The organism is Pantoea sp. X-Soil-MYKO-1785, assembly GCF_059730675.1.
The window spans coordinates 3,971,156-3,988,065 of sequence record NZ_AP036000.1 but is presented as its reverse complement, the minus strand read 5'-3'; the positions used below and the strand labels follow the sequence as shown (position 1 = coordinate 3,988,065).

Here is a 16,910-nt window from a genome sequence, read left to right as displayed (position 1 = left end):
TCATTTATTCCATTATGGACGGAATCAATCTGGCGGAACCTCGCTGAAATGGGTGGCGAGAAAGTCAATCAGCAGGCGCGCCCGGTGCGCCAGATGGCGGGCTGGCGGATAGACAGCAAACAGGCCGAGCGGCGGAATATCAAAGTTCTCCAGCAATCGGACGATCTCACCGCGCCGCAGCGCGGGCGCGGCGATGAACCCCGGCAGTCGCGCAATGCCCAGCCCGGCAATCGCCGCCTGCAAACAGGCTTCGGTATTGGCGAAGCGCAGGCGGCCCTGAATCGGGATGCTGACCATCTCGCCGCTGCCATCGGCAAACGGCCAGTGCAGCGGATCGCGAAAGTTGGTGTCGATAATGCACTGATGCTGGCGGATATCCTGCCAGTGCTGCGGTTTACCGAACTGCTCAAGATAAACCGGTGACGCGGCGATGCGCACATGGACCTCGCCCAGCTTACGCGCCACCAGGCTGCTGTCGCTTAAGTTGCCGATGCGAATCGCCAGATCAAATCCCTCATCGACGATGTTCACCGCACGATCGGAAAAGCTGACGTCGAGTTCAATCAGCGGATAGCGCCGGGCGAACGCCACCAGCACCGGCGACAACACGGCGGTGCCGAAAGAGCCGGGTGCGCTGATCTTCAGCCGGCCGGTGGGCGTATTGGCGCTTTCGCGCACGCTGGTATCCAGTGCATCAAAGGCATCCAGCAGGTTTTTTACCCGCTCGTAATAGCTGCGCCCGACGTCGGTTGGCGACAGGGCGCGGGTGCTGCGTTTAAACAGCTGAACCCCAAGCTGTTGTTCCAGCTTCGATACCCGCTTGGAGGCCTGGCTGCTGCTGGTGCCCAGCCGTAACGCCGCCGCCGAAAAACTGCCGGTTTCCAGCACCGTGACAAACATCCGGTCACACTCGAGTCGATCCATGGCGATTCCAGTCAGGAGGCAAAATCGCAGTATAGGGCGTGCGGGCAGGCTGTGCAGCCTTCACATTGCGTGCCTTCACCCTTTCGCTGGCGCAGAAAACCTGCTTGACTGATCGTTCGCCCGTTGCTGTCTGGAGTTTTTCATGTCGCTGTTTCACCTGACTTCGCTGGCGGAGATCGCCGCCGCCGAGTGGGATGCGCTGTTGCCTGACGATCAGCCTTTTTTGCGCCACGCTTTTTTGCTTACCCTGGAACAGAGCGGCAGCGTGCGGCCCGAATCGGGCTGGCAGCCGGATCATCTGCTGTGGCGTGACGGCGGCGTCACCCGTGCCGCGCTGCCGGGCTACCGCAAACGCAATTCGTGGGGCGAGTATGTGTTCGATCACGCCTGGGCAGACGCCAGCCAGCGGGCCGGCATCCGCTATTACCCTAAATGGCTGGGAGCTATTCCCTTCAGCCCGGTCAGCGGGGCGCGCCTGCTGGGCGACAGCGTGGCTGCGGCGCAGTTGCTGGCGGCGTTACCGGAAAGGTTGCAGCAGCAGGGGTTAAGCGGGGCGCACATTAACTTTACCGATGCGCAGGCCAACCAGCTGCTGGCCGAACAGCCGGACTGGCTGGCGCGGCTCGGTTGTCAGTACCACTGGCACAACCGCGGCTACCGGGACTTTCAGGATTTCCTCGACACGCTGATGTCGCGTAAGCGTAAACAGCTGCGCAAAGAGCGTGAACAGGTGATGCAAAGCGGTTTTGTGTTCGAGCGCTACCGTGGCGATCGGCTGCGCGAAGATCAGTGGGATTTTGTCTACACCTGCTACGCCAACACTTACGCGGTGCGCGGTCAGCAGCCCTATCTGACGCGGGATTTCTTCAGCCTGCTGGCGGAACGGATGCCGGACAACATCATGGTGGTGATTGCACGCCTGCAGCAGCAACCGGCGGCGATGGCGTTCTACCTGCGGGATGAGAAGGCGTTATACGGTCGCTACTGGGGCTGCCTGGCGGAGTTCGATCGGCTGCACTTCGAAACCTGTTTTTATCAGGGAATGGATTTTGCGATTGAGCACGGCCTGACGCGGTTTGATGCCGGAGCGCAGGGCGAACACAAGCTGGTACGCGGCTTTGAGCCGCAGATTACCCACTCCTGGCACTATCTGCTGCATCCTGGCTTACGCGATGCGGTGGCGGATTTTCTGCAGCAGGAGCGGGAAGGCGTGCGCGGCTGGGCCGAAGAAGCACGCGACGCCTTGCCTTACCGACGCGGCGATTAATCGACGCCGACAAAACCGCCGGTCTGATGCTGCCACAGGCGCGCATACAAGCCGTTGTGCGCCAGTAGCTCAGCGTGGCTGCCGGTCTCGACAATCCCGCCTTTATCCAGCACCACCAGCCGGTCCATCTTCGCGATGGTCGACAGACGGTGCGCAATGGCGATGACGGTTTTGCCCTGCATCAGTGACTCCAGGCTCTCCTGAATCGCCGCTTCCACTTCCGAATCCAGCGCTGACGTCGCCTCATCCATGATCAGGATCGGCGCATCCTTCAGCAGTACGCGGGCAATCGCCACCCGCTGACGCTGACCGCCTGACAGCTTCACGCCGCGTTCCCCGACGTGCGCATCAAGCCCGGTACGGCCCTGCGGATCGGAGAGTAGCGGAATGAACTCGTCAGCACGGGCGCGGCGAATCGCCATCTGCAACTCCGCTTCACTGGCATCGGGACGCCCGTAGAGCAGATTTTCACGTATCGAACGGTGCAGCAGCGAGGTGTCCTGAGTGATCATGCCGATCTGGCTGCGCAGACTCTCCTGAGTCACCGTGGCGATATCCTGATCGTCAATCACAATCCTGCCACCGTTCAGGTCATACAGCCGCAGCAGCAGATTAACCAGCGTCGATTTACCGGCACCGGACGGGCCGATCAGGCCAATCTTCTCGCCGGGTTTGATATCGAGGTTGAGCTGGTTAATCACCTGACGTCCGCCGCCGTAGTCAAAGCGCACATCTTCATAGCGGATCTGGCCACGCGTCACCTTCAGCTGCTTCGCGCCGGGTGCATCCTGCACGCTGAGCGGCTGAGAAATGGTGTTCAGGCCATCCTGAACCATGCCGATGTTTTCGAAAATGCCGTTCACCACCCACATGATCCAGCCAGACATGTTCACCAGACGGATCACCAGACCGGTGGCCAGCGCAATCGCCCCGACGCTAATCAGCGACTGGCTCCACAGCCACAGTGCCAGTCCGGAGGTCGAGACAATCAGCAGGCCGTTCAGCGCCGACAGCGTCAGATCCATGCTGGTGACCATGCGGCTGGCGTGCTGGGTTTTGTCGGTCTGCTCCTGAATCGCTTCGCGTGCGTATCGGCGCTCCAGATCGCTATGGGCAAACAGTTTGATGGTGGTGATATTGGTGTAGCCGTCGACGATGGTTCCCATCAGCTTAGAGCGCGCTTCTGATGAAACCACCGAGCGCGCCTTAACGCGCGGCACAAAGAAACGCAGCGAGGCGCTGTAGGCCAGAATCCACAGCACCAGCGGGATCATCAGTCGCCAGTCCGCTTCGGCAAACAGCACCAGCGAGGTGACCGAGTAGATCAGCACGTGCCAGATGGCGTCGACCAGCTGCACGGATGAATCCCGCAGCGAACTGCCGGTCTGCATAATGCGCTGTGCGATACGGCCGGCAAAATCGTTCTGAAAGAAGTTCAGGCTCTGACGCAGCACGTAGTTGTGATGCTGCCAGCGGATCATGCTGGTCATGCTCGGGCTGATGCTCTGGTGCACCAGCATGTCGTGCAGGGCGATGAAAATCGGTCGCAGGATCAGCGCCACCGCGCCCATCCACAGCAGCAGCGGCCAGTTGTCGCTGAACAGGGTGGCGGGCGTCGAATGATTCACCAGGTCGATAATGCGGCTCAGGTAGCTGAACAGCGCCACTTCGATTAGCGCTGACGCCAGCCCGACCAGTAGCAGGGCAGCAAAACTCGGCCAGACCTGACGCAGATAGTAGGCGTAAAAGGACCAGACCGTAGCAGGGGGTGAATCGCTGGGGGCGTCATGAAAAATATTGATAAAACGTTCAAAACGGCGATACAACATAGCAGTACTCTTTCCGTCCGATGAAGAGGTACAGCTTAGTGCATCACACCCGTTCGGCTAACAGGAGAAAATATGGAAATTACCATCCGGGGACGAGAGCCTCACGATGCCGCCGCCTATCAGCGGCTCTACAGCCATCCTGATGTCTACCCCTGGACGCTACAGCTGCCGTTTCCCAGCGTCGCGACCTGGGAGAAGAAGTTCCTGAAAATGGATGCTGAAGGTTATATCGCGTTTGTGGCGGAAATCGACGGAGAAATGGCCGGTGAACTGACGCTGTTTGTCGACAATAAACCGCGCACCCGCCACAGCATCAGTTTTGGGCTGGGCGTGGATCCGGCTTTCAGCGGCCGCGGCGTAGGCGAACGGCTGATCCGCACCGCGCTCGACTATTCGCGTAACTGGCTCGGCATCAGCCGCATGCAGCTGGAGGTGTTCCACGACAATGAACGGGCGCTGCGGCTCTATCATCGTCTGGGGTTTGAGCGCGAAGGGGTGCTGCGTCAGGCGGCGCTGCGTGACGGTAAGCTGCATGATGTGGTGGTGATGGCGAAACTACTGCATCAGGCGTGACAGACCAGATGAGCAGGCACGGCATCGCTGCCGCGCCTGCCAGCCTTACGGATTTTTATCCTGATAATGCTGCCTGTTTTGCGGTGTTACCAGCTCAAACGGGATCCACTGGTGGGAATCGACCTTTTCGCCTTTGATCATCTGCTGCGCCACCTCTACCGATTTTTTGCCCTGACCCACGGCGTCCTGGAACACCGTCACCGCCAATTTGCCACTCGCCAGCGCTTTCAGGCCATCCGGCGTGGCATCAATGCCGCCGACCAGAATAGTTTTTTTCGGTTTCGCCTGGGCGATCGCCATGGTGGCACCAATCGCCATTTCATCGTTGTTGGCGGCAACAATATCGATATCTTCCCCGTTCGACAGCCAGTTGAGCATCAGGTCCATGCCCTCATTGCGGGCGTAGTTGGCGGTCTGCTTCAGTACCACTTTCATGTTGGGATATTTCGCCACCACCTGCTCCACATCCCGCGTCCGTTGCAGCGCACCGGCGTCAGTCAGGTTACCGATCATGATGGCGACGTTGCCGCGATAGTTGGCCTGCTTTGCCAGCGCCTCCATCTGCAGCGTGCCGGATTCACGCTCATCTGAACCGACGAACACTACGCCAGGCGGCAGGGTTTTATCGCCCGGCGTGCGGTTAACATAGACCAGCGGGATGTGGGCCTGCTGCGCCAGGTGGGTCAGGGCGGGCGTACTGGCCGAGTCCACCGGATCGACAATGATGGCATCCACCCCGGCGCTGATAAAACTCTGCACCTGATCGGTCTGACGGCCGACATCGCCGCGCGCATCTTCGAACTGCGCATCCAGCTTGCGCGCTTTGGCTTCCTTATCGATCGCCTGACGGATAATGGTCAGGAAGTTCTGATCGAAATAGGCCATTGAGACGCCAATTTTCTCTGCCAGCGCCGGGGTGGAGAGCGACAGCAGACACAGCATTGCCCATGCACTTTTTTTCATTGCAGACTCCCAGGGGTGAAAGGTTGGAATTTATTTTTCATTTATTTTGAAAATGGATAAATGCGATCATTTGCAGCCTACGAAGGGCGGCGGAGTTTGACAATCGGGCGTTTTCACACTTGCAGGCGAGACCACATTTTGCGGAAAAATAGCGCCGCTATAGCTGTCGCCTGGCGCTAATACTTCGATCCTGCGCACATTCTTCTGCACAGCGCGGCGGCTTTTTCTGCTTTTGTGCAGCGCCGCACTGCGGTTTGTGGCGGTTGCCAGAATTAAGCTAAATCAGCGTAAGCAATCTCAACATTCGCACAATGACCAATGGTTAGCCTCCTATCTATATTTCCTCAACAGGGGAATCTCAGCGGTATTCCTGAAAAAAACCTCGCGGCATAACTGGCCGCTTTTTAAGGAATTCACCTCATGGTTAAAGACAAAATGACCACCCGCACTACCCATGTCCGCATCTGGATCCTGTGTCTGATCCTGCTGCTTTCGGTAGTGGCGTATGCCGATCGGTCGATCCTGTCGATCTCCGGATCGGCCATTAAAGAGGAGTTTGGGCTGTCGGCGATCCAGCTCGGCCTGATCCTCTCCGCGTTCAGCTGGGCCTACGTGATCGGGCAGATCCCCGGCGGGCTGTTTCTCGATCGCTTTGGTGCCAAAAAGGTCTATGGCGTGACGCTGGCGCTCTGGTCAATCTCGACGCTGGCGATGGGCTTTGTCGGCGAGTTCTCCAGCGGCCTGACCGGCGCACTGATGCTGATGTTCGGCCTGCGCTTTCTGCTGGGACTGATTGAGGCCCCGAGCTTTCCGGCCAATGCACGGGTGGTCATTATGTGGTTCCCCGGCGCAGAGCGGGGTCGCGCCTCGTCGCTGTTCAGCTCGTCGCAATATTTCGCCGTCGCCATCTTCTCGCCGCTGTCGGGCTGGCTGGTCTCGCGCTTCGGCTGGGAGTGGCCGTTCTTCGTGCTGGGCGGTATCGGCGTGCTGGCGGTGTTTGTCTGGGCCGCCTATATGCGCGAGCCGCGCAACCATCCCGGCGTATCGGAAACCGAACTGCAGCACATTATTAACGGCGGCGGGCTGGTGGATATCGACGCCGAACAGACCCTCCGGGCGCGTCCACCGGTCAGTAAAGCGATGTTCAAAAAGCTGCTGACCAACCGCATGCTGTGGTGCGCCTACCTCGGTCAGTACTGCATTATCGCGCTGAGCTACTTCTTTATTACCTGGTTTCCGATCTATCTGGTGCAGGCGCGGGGCATGGACATTATGGAAGCGGGTTTCGCCACCATTGCACCGGCGGTATTCGGCTTCCTTGGCGGCATCAGCGGCGGCTATATCTCGGACAAACTGATCGCCCGCGGCTGGAGCGTCTCCTGGGCGCGCAAAACGCCCTATATCGTCGGCATGCTGATGGCGGCCAGCCTGGTACTGGCGGCGGTGATCCCCAGCAACGCCGGCATTATCGCCGTCATGTCATTTGCCTTTTATGGCAAAGGGGTGGCGGCGGGGGCCGGTACCTGGACGGTTATCAGCGACACCGCACCGAAAGAAGCGGTTGGCCTGGCGGGCTCAATCTTTAACGGCATCGGCAATATCGCCGGTTTCACCACGCCGCTGCTGTTCGGCATCATCGTCGGCCTGACCGGAAGCTACGGCATCGGGCTGGCATTCGTTGCCGCTCACTGTGTGGTCGCGGCACTGCTGTTCCTGCTGGTAATGGGTCCGATCGAACGGGTCGGCGAGCAGAGTGAACGTCCGGCATCGTATGAAAAACAGGGGAAAGAAGATGGCATTGAAGCAATGTAATGTACTGATTAAGGGAAAGTTTCTGCCACCGCAGCTGATAGAGAAGATCGAAAACACTTTTACCGCCTTTCGGCTGTGGGAAGCGGAAGACGAAGCGGCGTTTCTGGCGGAAATGGGGGGAAAAATCGACCTGCTGGTCACCAGCGGCAATGCGGTGATGGGCGCATCGGCCGCGCTGATTGCGGCGCTGCCCAACCTCAGGGCGATCTGCAGTAACGGGGTTGGCTATGACAGTATTGATATTGAGGCGGCCCGGGCGCGCAACATTGCGGTGACCAATACGCCGGAGGTACTCAATGAGTGCGTCGCGGACCTCGGTATGGCGCTGCTGCTGGATGTGGCGCGGCGCATCAGTGAAGCGGACCGCTTCACCCGCGCCGGTCACTGGCAGCAGGGGCGTTTTCCGCTCAGTCGTAAAGTGAGTGGCAAGGTGTGCGGCATCGTCGGGCTGGGTAATATTGGCCAGGCGGTGGCGAAGCGGGCGCAGGCGTTTGATATGGCGATTCACTACTACAACCCGCGTTCACGTCCGGATGTGCCCTATACCCGTCACGACAGCCTCGTCTCGCTGGCACAGCAGGCTGATTTTCTGGTGCTGACCCTGCCCGGCGGGGCGGCCACCCGGCAGATCATCAACGCTGAGGTGCTGCAGGCGCTGGGACCGCAGGGTTATCTGATTAACATTGCGCGCGGCAGCGTGGTCGATCAGCAGGCGCTGATTGCAGCACTGGAAAGCGGCCAGATCGCCGGGGCCGGGCTGGATGTGTTTGAGCAGGAACCGCAGGTGCCTGCGGCGCTGCGTCAGTGCGACAAGGTCGTGATCACCCCGCACATCGCCAGCAACACCAGCGAAACCATGGCGGCGATGGCCGATCTGGTGTTTGAAAACATGCTGGCGTTCGCCGCTGGCAAACCGTTGCTGACTCCGGTCACCTAGCGCTGTTCGCCTCACGGTCGATGCCGCAACCGGCATCGCCGTGGTGGCCGTATCAACCGGTGAACCAGCCGGTTGCCCCGAACAATCCTGCCTCCTCCGACCACACACTCCGCACAAAACGGCCTGAAGAAATTTTGCGCAGCTGCCGATATCACCTTACCACCCACTGATATTAAGGAGTGATATCGTGATAAAGCTGATTACCGTTGACGAACTACGTCCAGGCATGTTTATCCACAAGCTGGAGGTCTGGTGGATAAAAGACAAACGTATTCGCAACCAGATGCTGATCACCGATCCACGACAAATCGCTATGTTACGCAACGAAGGGATCCAGCAGCTGTGGATCGACCTCGATCGATCGGTGCAGGCCCCGATCGCGCCGGTCGTGGCAAAAAGATCGATAGCCCGGACGCCGTTTTTTCAGGAGCTGGATCAGGCGCAGCAGATTTTTCAGCAGGGCAAATCCAAAGTGCTGGCGATGTTCAACGAAGCGCGCCTCGGTAACAGCCTTAACCTGGATTATATGATCGATCTGGTGGATGAAATCTCCGGATCGATTCGGCGTGAACCCTCTGCACTGCTGAGCGTGGCGCGGCTGAAAAATCACGATGACTACACCTATCTGCATTCGATGGCGGTCTGCGGGCTGATGATTTCGCTGGGTAAAAGACTCGGGCTGAATGAGATCCAGCTGCGGCGCGTCGGGATGGGCGGCTTGCTGCACGACGTCGGCAAAGCGGCCGTACCGCTGGAGATCCTTAACAAAGCCGGCAAGCTGAACGACGACGAGTTTACCATCATGCGTCAGCATCCGATCGTCGGCGCGCAGATGCTGATGGAGGCCAATGCCGATGCCGATCTGCTGGATATTGCGTTGCACCACCATGAAAAATATGACGGCAGCGGCTATCCGCACGGTCTGAAAGGCGAGGAGATTTCGCTGTATGCCCGCATGGCGGCGGTGTGCGATGTCTATGACGCTATCACCTCGACGCGCGTCTACCGCACCGGCTGGACCCCCGCCGAGGCGATGCATCAGATGCTGAGCTGGCGCGGCCACTTCGATAACGGCCTGCTGCACGCCTTTGTCCGCACCATCGGTATTTATCCGGTCGGCTCACTGGTGCGGCTGGCGTCAGGCCGGGTGGCGCTGGTGGTCAAAGCGGGTGATAAATCGCTGCTAAAGCCCTGTGTCCACGTCTTCTGGTCGCTGCACGCTCAGCGCGAAGTCAAACCGGAAGAACTCGACCTCGGCGATAGCTTCTGTACCGACAGCATCGTCGGGGCGGAAGACAGCACGCTGTGGGGCAATGTCGATCTCAACCGCATCTGGGCGCTGGAAGTCGCCTGATATTTCGCCATTTTTACACTATTTTTACGCCCGCTCGCTGCATTTTAACCCCTTCTTTATACGCCGCCGCGCAAGCTAATCAGCAAATCCAAACCTCTGGAGGTTCCTGTGAGCGTGGGCGTAATAACCGGCATTGTGCTGGTGGTGTTGTTACTGGGCTATCTGATCTATGCCCTGTTAAATGCGGAGGCTTTCTGATGGCGGCCAATGCTTTTTTACTCATCGGATGTTATCTGCTGCTGCTAATGGTGCTGGCGCAACCGCTCGGGCGTGGCCTGGCGGCGCTGGTGGCCGATAAGCCGCTGTTCGCCCGGGTTGAAGCGCCGCTGTGGCGGCTGCTGGGCGCACAGCAAAGCGTGATGCGCTGGCCGCACTACCTGCTGGCGATTCTGCTGTTTAACGCGCTCGGTTTTGCGCTGCTGCTGGCGATTTTACTGCTGCAGGGCACGCTGCCGCTTAACCCACAGCGACTGCCGGGTCTGAGCTGGCATCTGGCGCTGAACACCGCGGTCAGCTTTGTAACCAACACCAACTGGCAGTCCTACAGCGGCGAAAGCACCCTGAGCTATTTCAGCCAGATGGTGGGGCTGACGGTGCAGAACTTCCTGTCGGCGGCCACCGGTATTGCGGTTGCGTTTGCGCTGATTCGCGGATTTGCCCATCGCGGAGGCGGGACGCTCGGCAACGCCTGGCGTGACCTGACGCGCATCACGCTCTATGTGCTGCTGCCGATCAGCCTGCTGATGGCGCTGATCTTTGTCAGCCAGGGCAGCGTCCAGACGCTGTCGCCGTACCACTCGCTCACCACGCTGGAAGGCACACAGCAGACGCTGGCGATGGGCCCGGTGGCCTCGCAGGAAGCGATCAAAATGCTCGGCACCAACGGCGGCGGCTTCTTCAACGCCAACTCCGCGCATCCGTTTGAAAACCCGACGCTGCTGACCAACCTGATACAGATGCTGAGCATCTTCCTGATCCCGGCAGCGCTCTGCTTTGCCTTTGGTGAAAGCGTGCGCGATCGCCGTCAGGGCAACATGCTGCTGTGGGCGATGGCGCTGATGTTTGTGGTGGCGGTGGCGGTGGTGATGTGGGCAGAACTGCGCGGCAATCCACATCTGCTGACGCTGGGCGCCGACAGCGCGGTCAACATGGAGGGCAAAGAGACCCGGTTTGGCATGCTTAACAGCAGCCTGTTTGCGGTGATCACCACGGCTGCCTCATGCGGCGCGGTTAACGCCATGCACGACTCCTTTACCGCGCTGGGCGGAATGGTGCCGATGTGGCTGATGCAGCTGGGTGAAGTGGTGTTCGGCGGCGTCGGGGCTGGCCTGTACGGCATGCTGCTGTTTGTGCTGCTGGCGGTGTTTATCGCCGGGCTGATGATCGGTCGTACCCCGGAATTCCTCGGTAAAAAAATCGACGTCTGGGAGATGAAAATGACCGCGCTGGCGATTCTGGTGACGCCTGCGCTGGTGTTAATCGGCACTGCGCTGGCGATGATGACCGACGCCGGACGGGGCGCGATGGCTAACCCCGGCATTCACGGCTTCAGTGAAGTGCTGTACGCGGTCTCCTCGGCGGCCAATAACAACGGCAGCGCGTTTGCCGGACTGAGTGCCAACACCCCGTTCTGGAACCTGCTGCTGGCCAGCTGCATGCTGCTGGGCCGCTTCGGCATCATCATCCCGGTGATGGCGATTGCCGGTGCGATGGCGGTGAAAAAAGTGCAGCCGGTGGGCAACGGCACGCTGCCCACGCACGGGCCGCTGTTTATTGCGCTGCTGGTCGGCACCGTGTTGCTGGTTGGTGCGCTGACCTTTATTCCTGCTCTGGCGCTGGGCCCGGTGGCTGAGCATCTGCAACTTGTTCAGGGACAATCCTCATGAGTCGTCAACAACAGGCATTATTTGACGCGGCGCTGCTGCGTACTTCAGCCTGGGATGCGCTGAAAAAGCTCGATCCGCGGGTGCAATTTCGTAATCCGGTGATGTTTGTGGTCTACCTCGGCAGCGTGCTGACCACCTTACTGGCGCTGGCTATGCTGGCCGGCAAGCTGAACGGCAGCGCCAGTTTTACCGGTGCGATTGCGGTCTGGCTGTGGTTCACCGTGCTGTTTGCCAATCTGGCAGAGGCGCTGGCAGAAGGGCGCAGTAAAGCCCAGGCCAGCAGCCTGAAAGGGGTGAAAAAGACCAGCTTTGCGAAAAAACTGTCGGCAGCACGTTACGGCGCGGACTGGCAGCAGGTCGCAGCCGATCAGCTGCGCAAAGGCGATGCGGTGCTGGTGGAAGCGGGCGATATCATTCCGTGCGACGGCGAAGTGCTGGAAGGCGGCGCGTCGGTGGATGAGAGCGCAATTACCGGCGAATCCGCGCCGGTGATCCGTGAATCGGGCGGTGATTTTGCTTCGGTGACCGGCGGGACCCGCATTCTCTCTGACTGGCTGGTGATTAGCTGTAGCGCGAATCCCGGCGAGACCTTCCTCGACCGCATGATCGCCATGGTGGAAGGCGCCAGACGCCGTAAAACCCCGAATGAGATCGCCCTGACCATTTTGCTGGTGTCGCTCACTATCGTGTTTCTGCTGGCGACCGTGACCCTGTGGCCGTTCTCGGCGTGGGGCGGGACGCCGGTCAGCGTCACGGTGCTGGTGGCGCTGCTGGTCTGTCTGATCCCGACCACCATTGGCGGCTTACTGTCGGCGATTGGCGTGGCGGGAATGAGCCGCATGCTTGGTGCCAACGTGATCGCCACCAGCGGCCGCGCGGTGGAAGCCGCGGGCGATGTTGATGTGCTGATGCTGGATAAAACCGGCACCATTACCCTCGGTAACCGTCAGGCGACCCAGTTTCTGCCGGCACCGGGCGTCAGCGAAGAGCAGCTGGCGGATGCCGCACAGCTCGCCTCGCTGGCGGATGAGACGCCGGAAGGCCGCAGCATCGTCATCCTGGCGAAACAGCAGTTTAACCTGCGTGAACGCGATCTCAGCAGCATGGGTGCCAGCTTCATTCCGTTCTCGGCGCAGACCCGGATGAGCGGGGTTAACGTGCAGGATCGGCTGATCCGTAAAGGCGCGGTCGATGCGGTACGTCGTCATATTGAAGCCAGCCACGGCGCGTTTCCGGCCGAGGTGAACGCCCGGGTCGAAGAGGTGGCGCGCACCGGCGGCACGCCGCTGGTGGTGGCAGAAGGGGCGAAAGTGCTGGGCGTGGTGGCGCTGAAAGATATCGTCAAAGGCGGCATCAAAGAGCGGTTTGCCGAGCTGCGCAAGATGGGCATCAAAACCGTGATGATCACCGGCGATAACCCGCTGACGGCGGCGGCGATTGCCGCCGAAGCCGGCGTGGATGACTTTCTTTCTGAAGCGACGCCCGAGGCCAAACTGGCGCTGATCCGTCAGTACCAGGCGGAAGGACGGCTGGTGGCGATGACCGGTGACGGCACCAACGATGCGCCGGCGCTGGCTCAGGCGGATGTGGCGGTGGCGATGAACTCCGGCACTCAGGCGGCGAAAGAGGCGGGCAACATGGTCGATCTTGACTCTAACCCGACCAAACTGCTGGAAGTGGTGCACATCGGTAAGCAGATGCTGATGACGCGCGGTTCACTGACCACTTTCAGTATCGCCAACGACGTGGCCAAGTATTTCGCCATTATTCCGGCCGCGTTTGCCGCCACCTATCCCCAGCTCAACCTGCTCAACGTGATGCATCTGCACTCACCGGCCAGCGCGATTCTGTCGGCGGTGATCTTTAACGCGCTGGTGATTGTGTTTCTGATTCCGCTGGCGCTGAAGGGCGTCAGCTATCGCCCGCTGAGCGCAGCGGCGTTACTGCGCCGCAACCTGCTGATCTACGGGCTGGGTGGCCTGCTGGTGCCGTTTGTCGGCATCAAAGCGATCGATTTGCTGTTAGTCCTGACAGGCATGGCCTGAGGAGAAGAAAATGAGTCAGTTACGTCCGGCGATTTTACTGTTGTTGCTGCTTACCGTTATCAGCGGCGTGGTTTATCCTTTGCTCACCACCGGCCTGGCGCAATGGCTGTTTCCGGCGCAGGCCAACGGTTCGTTACTGGAGAAACAGGGTGTGGCGCGCGGGTCGGCGCTGATTGGGCAGAACTTTACCCAGCCCGGCTATTTCTGGGGTCGTCCTTCTGCCACTGGCGATCGGCCCTATAACCCGCTGGCGTCGGGCGGCAGCAATCTGGCCGCCAGTAACCCGGCGCTGGATAAAGCCGTCGCCGAACGGGTTGCCGCGCTGCGGGCCGCCAATCCGCAGGCGCCGACCGCGGTGCCGGTTGAGCTGGTGACCGCCTCGGCCAGCGGTCTGGACCCGGATATTTCACCTGACGCGGCGCGCTGGCAGGCTCCTCGCATCGCCGCCAGCCGTCAGTTACCGTTAGCCCAGGTAGAGGCGCTGATTGAGCAGCAGACCCACCGGCCGCTGATGCCGTTCCTCGGCGATCCGACGGTCAATGTGCTGCAGCTCAACCTGGCGCTCAGCGATCTGTAATGCCGACAAGGACCCTATGAACCACGAACCGATGCGCCCCGATCCCGATGCCCTGTTGCAGGCTAACCGCGACAGCCATCGTGGCCGGCTGAAAATCTACTTTGGCGCCTGCGCGGGCGTCGGAAAAACCTACGCCATGCTACAGGAGGCACAACGGCTGCGGACGCAGGGGCTGGATGTGCTGATCGGCGTGGTGGAGACCCACGACCGGCCGGAAACGGCGCAGCTGCTGACCGGCTTAACCCTGCTGCCGCGCCGGGCGACCGGCCGCTCGCGCCATGCCGAGTTTGACCTTGATGCGGCGCTGGCCCGCCATCCGGCGGTAATCCTGATGGACGAGCTGGCGCACACCAACGTTCAGGGTTCGCGCCATCCCAAACGCTGGCAGGACATTGAGGAGCTGCTGGAGGCGGGCATCGACGTGCTGACCACCGTCAACGTTCAGCATCTGGAGAGCCTCAATGACGTGGTGGGCGGCGTTACCGGTATTCAGGTGCGGGAAACCGTGCCCGATCCCTTTTTCGACAGCGCCGATGAGGTGGTGCTGGTCGATCTGCCGCCTGACGATCTGCGGCAGCGGCTGAAAGAGGGCAAAGTCTATATCGGCGACCGCGCCGAACGGGCGATTGAAAATTTTTTCCGCAAGGGCAACCTGTTCGCCCTGCGTGAACTGGCGCTGCGCCGCACTGCGGACCGGGTAGACGATCAGATGCGCGCCTGGCGCGATCGGCAGGGGCGGGATCGCGTCTGGCACACCCGCGATGCGATTCTGTTGTGCATCGGCGATGATACCGGCAGCGAAAAACTGGTGCGCACCGCCGCGCGGCTGGCGGCGCGGCTGGGCAGTGAATGGCATGCGGTGTATGTTGAGACGCCCCGGCTGAACCGGCTGCCGGAAGCACGGCGGCGGGCGATTCTGCGAACCCTGCAACTGGCGCAGGAGCTGGGTGCGGAAACCGCCACGCTCTCTGAGCCTGACGAAGCGGAAGCGGTGCTGCGCTACGCGCGCGAACACAATCTTGGCAAAATCGTCACCGGCCGTCGTCCGCTGCGGCGCTGGCGGCGTGACAGTTTTGCCGAACGGCTCGGCCAGCTCGGCCCCGATCTCGATCTGCTGGTGGTGGCGCTGGATGAGCCGCTGCACGACGCGCCGCATCCGCTGGCGGACGGGCGGGTCAGCAGCGACAAGTGGCGTATGCAGCTGCGCGGCGTGATGATGGCGCTGGTGCTGTGCATCGCGGTGACCGTCGCCGGCCAGTCGCTGTTGATCGGTTTCGATCCGGCCAACTGCGTGATGATCTATCTGCTGGCGGTGGTGATCGTGGCGCTGCGCTATGGCCGCTGGCCATCGGTGATCGCCACGGTGATGAATATCCTCGCCTTCGACCTGTTTTTTGTGGCCCCTACCGGCACGGTGGCGGTTTCCGACCTGCAATATCTGGTGACCTTTGGCGTGATGCTGGCAGTGGGGGTGATCGTCGGCAACCTGACGGCCGGGGTGCGTTATCAGGCGCGGGTGGCGCGCTACCGCGAGCAGCGTGCGCGTCAGCTGTATGAGATGGCCAAATCGCTCGGCAGCGCGTTAACGCCGCAGGATATCGCTGCCACCAGTCAGCGGGTGCTGGACGCCACCCTGCAGGCGCGCTGTCTGCTGCTGCTGCCGGATGAGCAGGGCGAACTGCAACCGGTGGGCGATGCGCTACCCGCCAGTGAGCCTGACCGCGCCATCGCTAAGTGGAGCTACAGCAAAGGCCAGCCGGCCGGTGCCGGAACCGACACCTTACCGGCGGTGCCGTATCAAATCCTGCCGTTAAAAAGCGGCACGCACTGCCGTGGCCTGCTGGTGGTGGAGCCGCAAAATCTGCGTCAGCTGATGATCCCCGAGCAGCAGCGGCTGGTGGAAACCTTTACCGTGCTGATCGCCAACGCGCTGGAGCGGATGGCGCTGTCGCACAGCGAGGCGGCATCGCGACTGTCGGCGGAGCGTGAGCAACTGCGCAATGCGCTGCTGTCGGCGCTGTCACACGACCTGCGCACCCCGCTGACCGTGCTGTTTGGCCAGGCGGAAATGCTGATGCTCGACCTCGCTAACGACAACTCAAAATATGTGCCGCAGGCCAGCCAGATCCGTGAGCAGACGCTGAGCACCATCCGGCTGGTGAGTAACATGCTGGATATGGCGCGCATTCAGTCGGGCGGGCTGAACCTGCGTGAGGAGTGGCTGTCGCTGGAAGAGGTGATCGGCGGGGCGCTGAGCAGCATGGCACCGTCGCTGAAAGGGCACGAGGTGCAGCTCGACCTGCCGGACGACATGGTGCTGATCAAGGGCGACAGCAGCCTGCTGGAGCGGGTCTTTACCAACCTGATTGAGAACAGCCTGAAGTATGCCGGTAACTGTGCGCCGCGCGGGATTGGTGCCTGGCGTGCCGGAACGCGGCTGGAGATTGCGCTCTGGGATGGCGGACCCGGCATTGCGGAGGCGGATTTAAGCCGGATTTTTGACAAGTTTACCCGGGGAGATAAGGAGTCCGCCGTGCCGGGCGTTGGGCTGGGGCTGGCGATCTGTAAGACCATTATCGAAAGTCATGGCGGGCAAATCTGGGCTGAAAATCGGCCGGAAGGCGGTGCCGTATTTCGTCTGTCGCTGCCGCTGCCGCCGGTTCCGGAAATTTCTGACGAAGGGCTGAAATAACTTCACAGTTGATCAGTTATACTGCCCGACCTGTCTGATTATTATTGGGAA

Annotated in this window: 13 protein-coding genes; 10 read left to right on the top strand and 3 right to left on the bottom strand. The window is 60.7% G+C overall.

Translation table 11 applies throughout. The features are described 5' to 3' along the window. Positions 1-24: 24 nt before the first annotated feature. Positions 25-924 (bottom strand): LysR family transcriptional regulator, encoded by a 900-nt coding sequence (locus AC6I8D_RS18935; protein ID WP_497820589.1) that lies wholly within the window; start codon positions 922-924, stop codon positions 25-27. Between the two features lie 142 nt (positions 925-1,066). Between AC6I8D_RS18935 and AC6I8D_RS18930 the strand changes: the two genes are divergently transcribed. Further along, positions 1,067-2,191: a GNAT family N-acetyltransferase gene (locus AC6I8D_RS18930; protein ID WP_497820588.1), complete on the top strand. Its 1,125-nt coding sequence runs from the start codon at positions 1,067-1,069 to the stop codon at positions 2,189-2,191. On the opposite strand, the gene AC6I8D_RS18925 is transcribed toward AC6I8D_RS18930, so the two are convergent. Continuing rightward, positions 2,188-4,020, bottom strand: coding sequence for an ABC transporter ATP-binding protein (locus AC6I8D_RS18925; RefSeq protein WP_497820587.1), 1,833 nt, complete (start codon positions 4,018-4,020; stop codon positions 2,188-2,190). The two genes, AC6I8D_RS18930 and AC6I8D_RS18925, sit on opposite strands and share 4 nt — an antisense overlap. A gap of 72 nt (positions 4,021-4,092) precedes the next feature. Between AC6I8D_RS18925 and AC6I8D_RS18920 the strand changes: the two genes are divergently transcribed. Continuing rightward, positions 4,093-4,593 carry a GNAT family N-acetyltransferase gene (locus AC6I8D_RS18920; protein ID WP_312054192.1) on the top strand — a complete coding sequence of 167 codons (501 nt, stop codon included), beginning with the start codon at positions 4,093-4,095 and terminating at the stop codon, positions 4,591-4,593. Positions 4,594-4,638: 45 nt separating this feature from the next. On the opposite strand, the gene AC6I8D_RS18915 is transcribed toward AC6I8D_RS18920, so the two are convergent. Continuing rightward, positions 4,639-5,556: a sugar ABC transporter substrate-binding protein gene (locus AC6I8D_RS18915; protein WP_497820586.1), complete on the bottom strand. Its 918-nt coding sequence runs from the start codon at positions 5,554-5,556 to the stop codon at positions 4,639-4,641. Between the two features lie 420 nt (positions 5,557-5,976). Between AC6I8D_RS18915 and AC6I8D_RS18910 the strand changes: the two genes are divergently transcribed. The 8 genes from AC6I8D_RS18910 to kdpD all read left to right on the top strand — a co-directional run bounded on the left by AC6I8D_RS18910 (position 5,977) and on the right by kdpD (position 16,859). After that, positions 5,977-7,368, top strand: coding sequence for an MFS transporter (locus AC6I8D_RS18910; protein WP_312054195.1), 1,392 nt, complete (start codon positions 5,977-5,979; stop codon positions 7,366-7,368). Next, positions 7,349-8,305 carry a 2-hydroxyacid dehydrogenase gene (locus AC6I8D_RS18905; protein WP_312054197.1) on the top strand — a complete coding sequence of 319 codons (957 nt, stop codon included), beginning with the start codon at positions 7,349-7,351 and terminating at the stop codon, positions 8,303-8,305. Before AC6I8D_RS18910 ends, AC6I8D_RS18905 begins: the two co-directional genes overlap by 20 nt. A 187-nt stretch (positions 8,306-8,492) precedes the next feature. Continuing rightward, positions 8,493-9,659 (top strand): HD-GYP domain-containing protein, encoded by a 1,167-nt coding sequence (locus AC6I8D_RS18900; protein ID WP_312054199.1) that lies wholly within the window; start codon positions 8,493-8,495, stop codon positions 9,657-9,659. 108 nt (positions 9,660-9,767) lie between these two features. After that, entirely contained in the window at positions 9,768-9,857 is a 90-nt protein-coding gene (kdpF, locus tag AC6I8D_RS18895) for a K(+)-transporting ATPase subunit F (protein ID WP_010253443.1), read from the top strand. Next, positions 9,857-11,545 (top strand): potassium-transporting ATPase subunit KdpA, encoded by a 1,689-nt coding sequence (kdpA, locus tag AC6I8D_RS18890; RefSeq protein ID WP_497820585.1) that lies wholly within the window; start codon positions 9,857-9,859, stop codon positions 11,543-11,545. Before kdpF ends, kdpA begins: the two co-directional genes overlap by 1 nt. Then, the gene (kdpB, locus tag AC6I8D_RS18885; protein ID WP_312054203.1) at positions 11,542-13,590 is read left to right on the top strand and encodes a potassium-transporting ATPase subunit KdpB; all 2,049 of its coding nucleotides are present in this window, start codon (positions 11,542-11,544) and stop codon (positions 13,588-13,590) included. Before kdpA ends, kdpB begins: the two co-directional genes overlap by 4 nt. Before the next feature lie 10 nt (positions 13,591-13,600). After that, complete coding sequence (gene kdpC, locus AC6I8D_RS18880) at positions 13,601-14,167, top strand: potassium-transporting ATPase subunit KdpC (protein ID WP_312758802.1); 567 nt, start codon at positions 13,601-13,603, stop codon at positions 14,165-14,167. Between the two features lie 16 nt (positions 14,168-14,183). Next, positions 14,184-16,859 (top strand): two-component system sensor histidine kinase KdpD, encoded by a 2,676-nt coding sequence (gene kdpD / locus AC6I8D_RS18875; RefSeq protein ID WP_497820584.1) that lies wholly within the window; start codon positions 14,184-14,186, stop codon positions 16,857-16,859. Positions 16,860-16,910 lie beyond the last annotated feature (51 nt).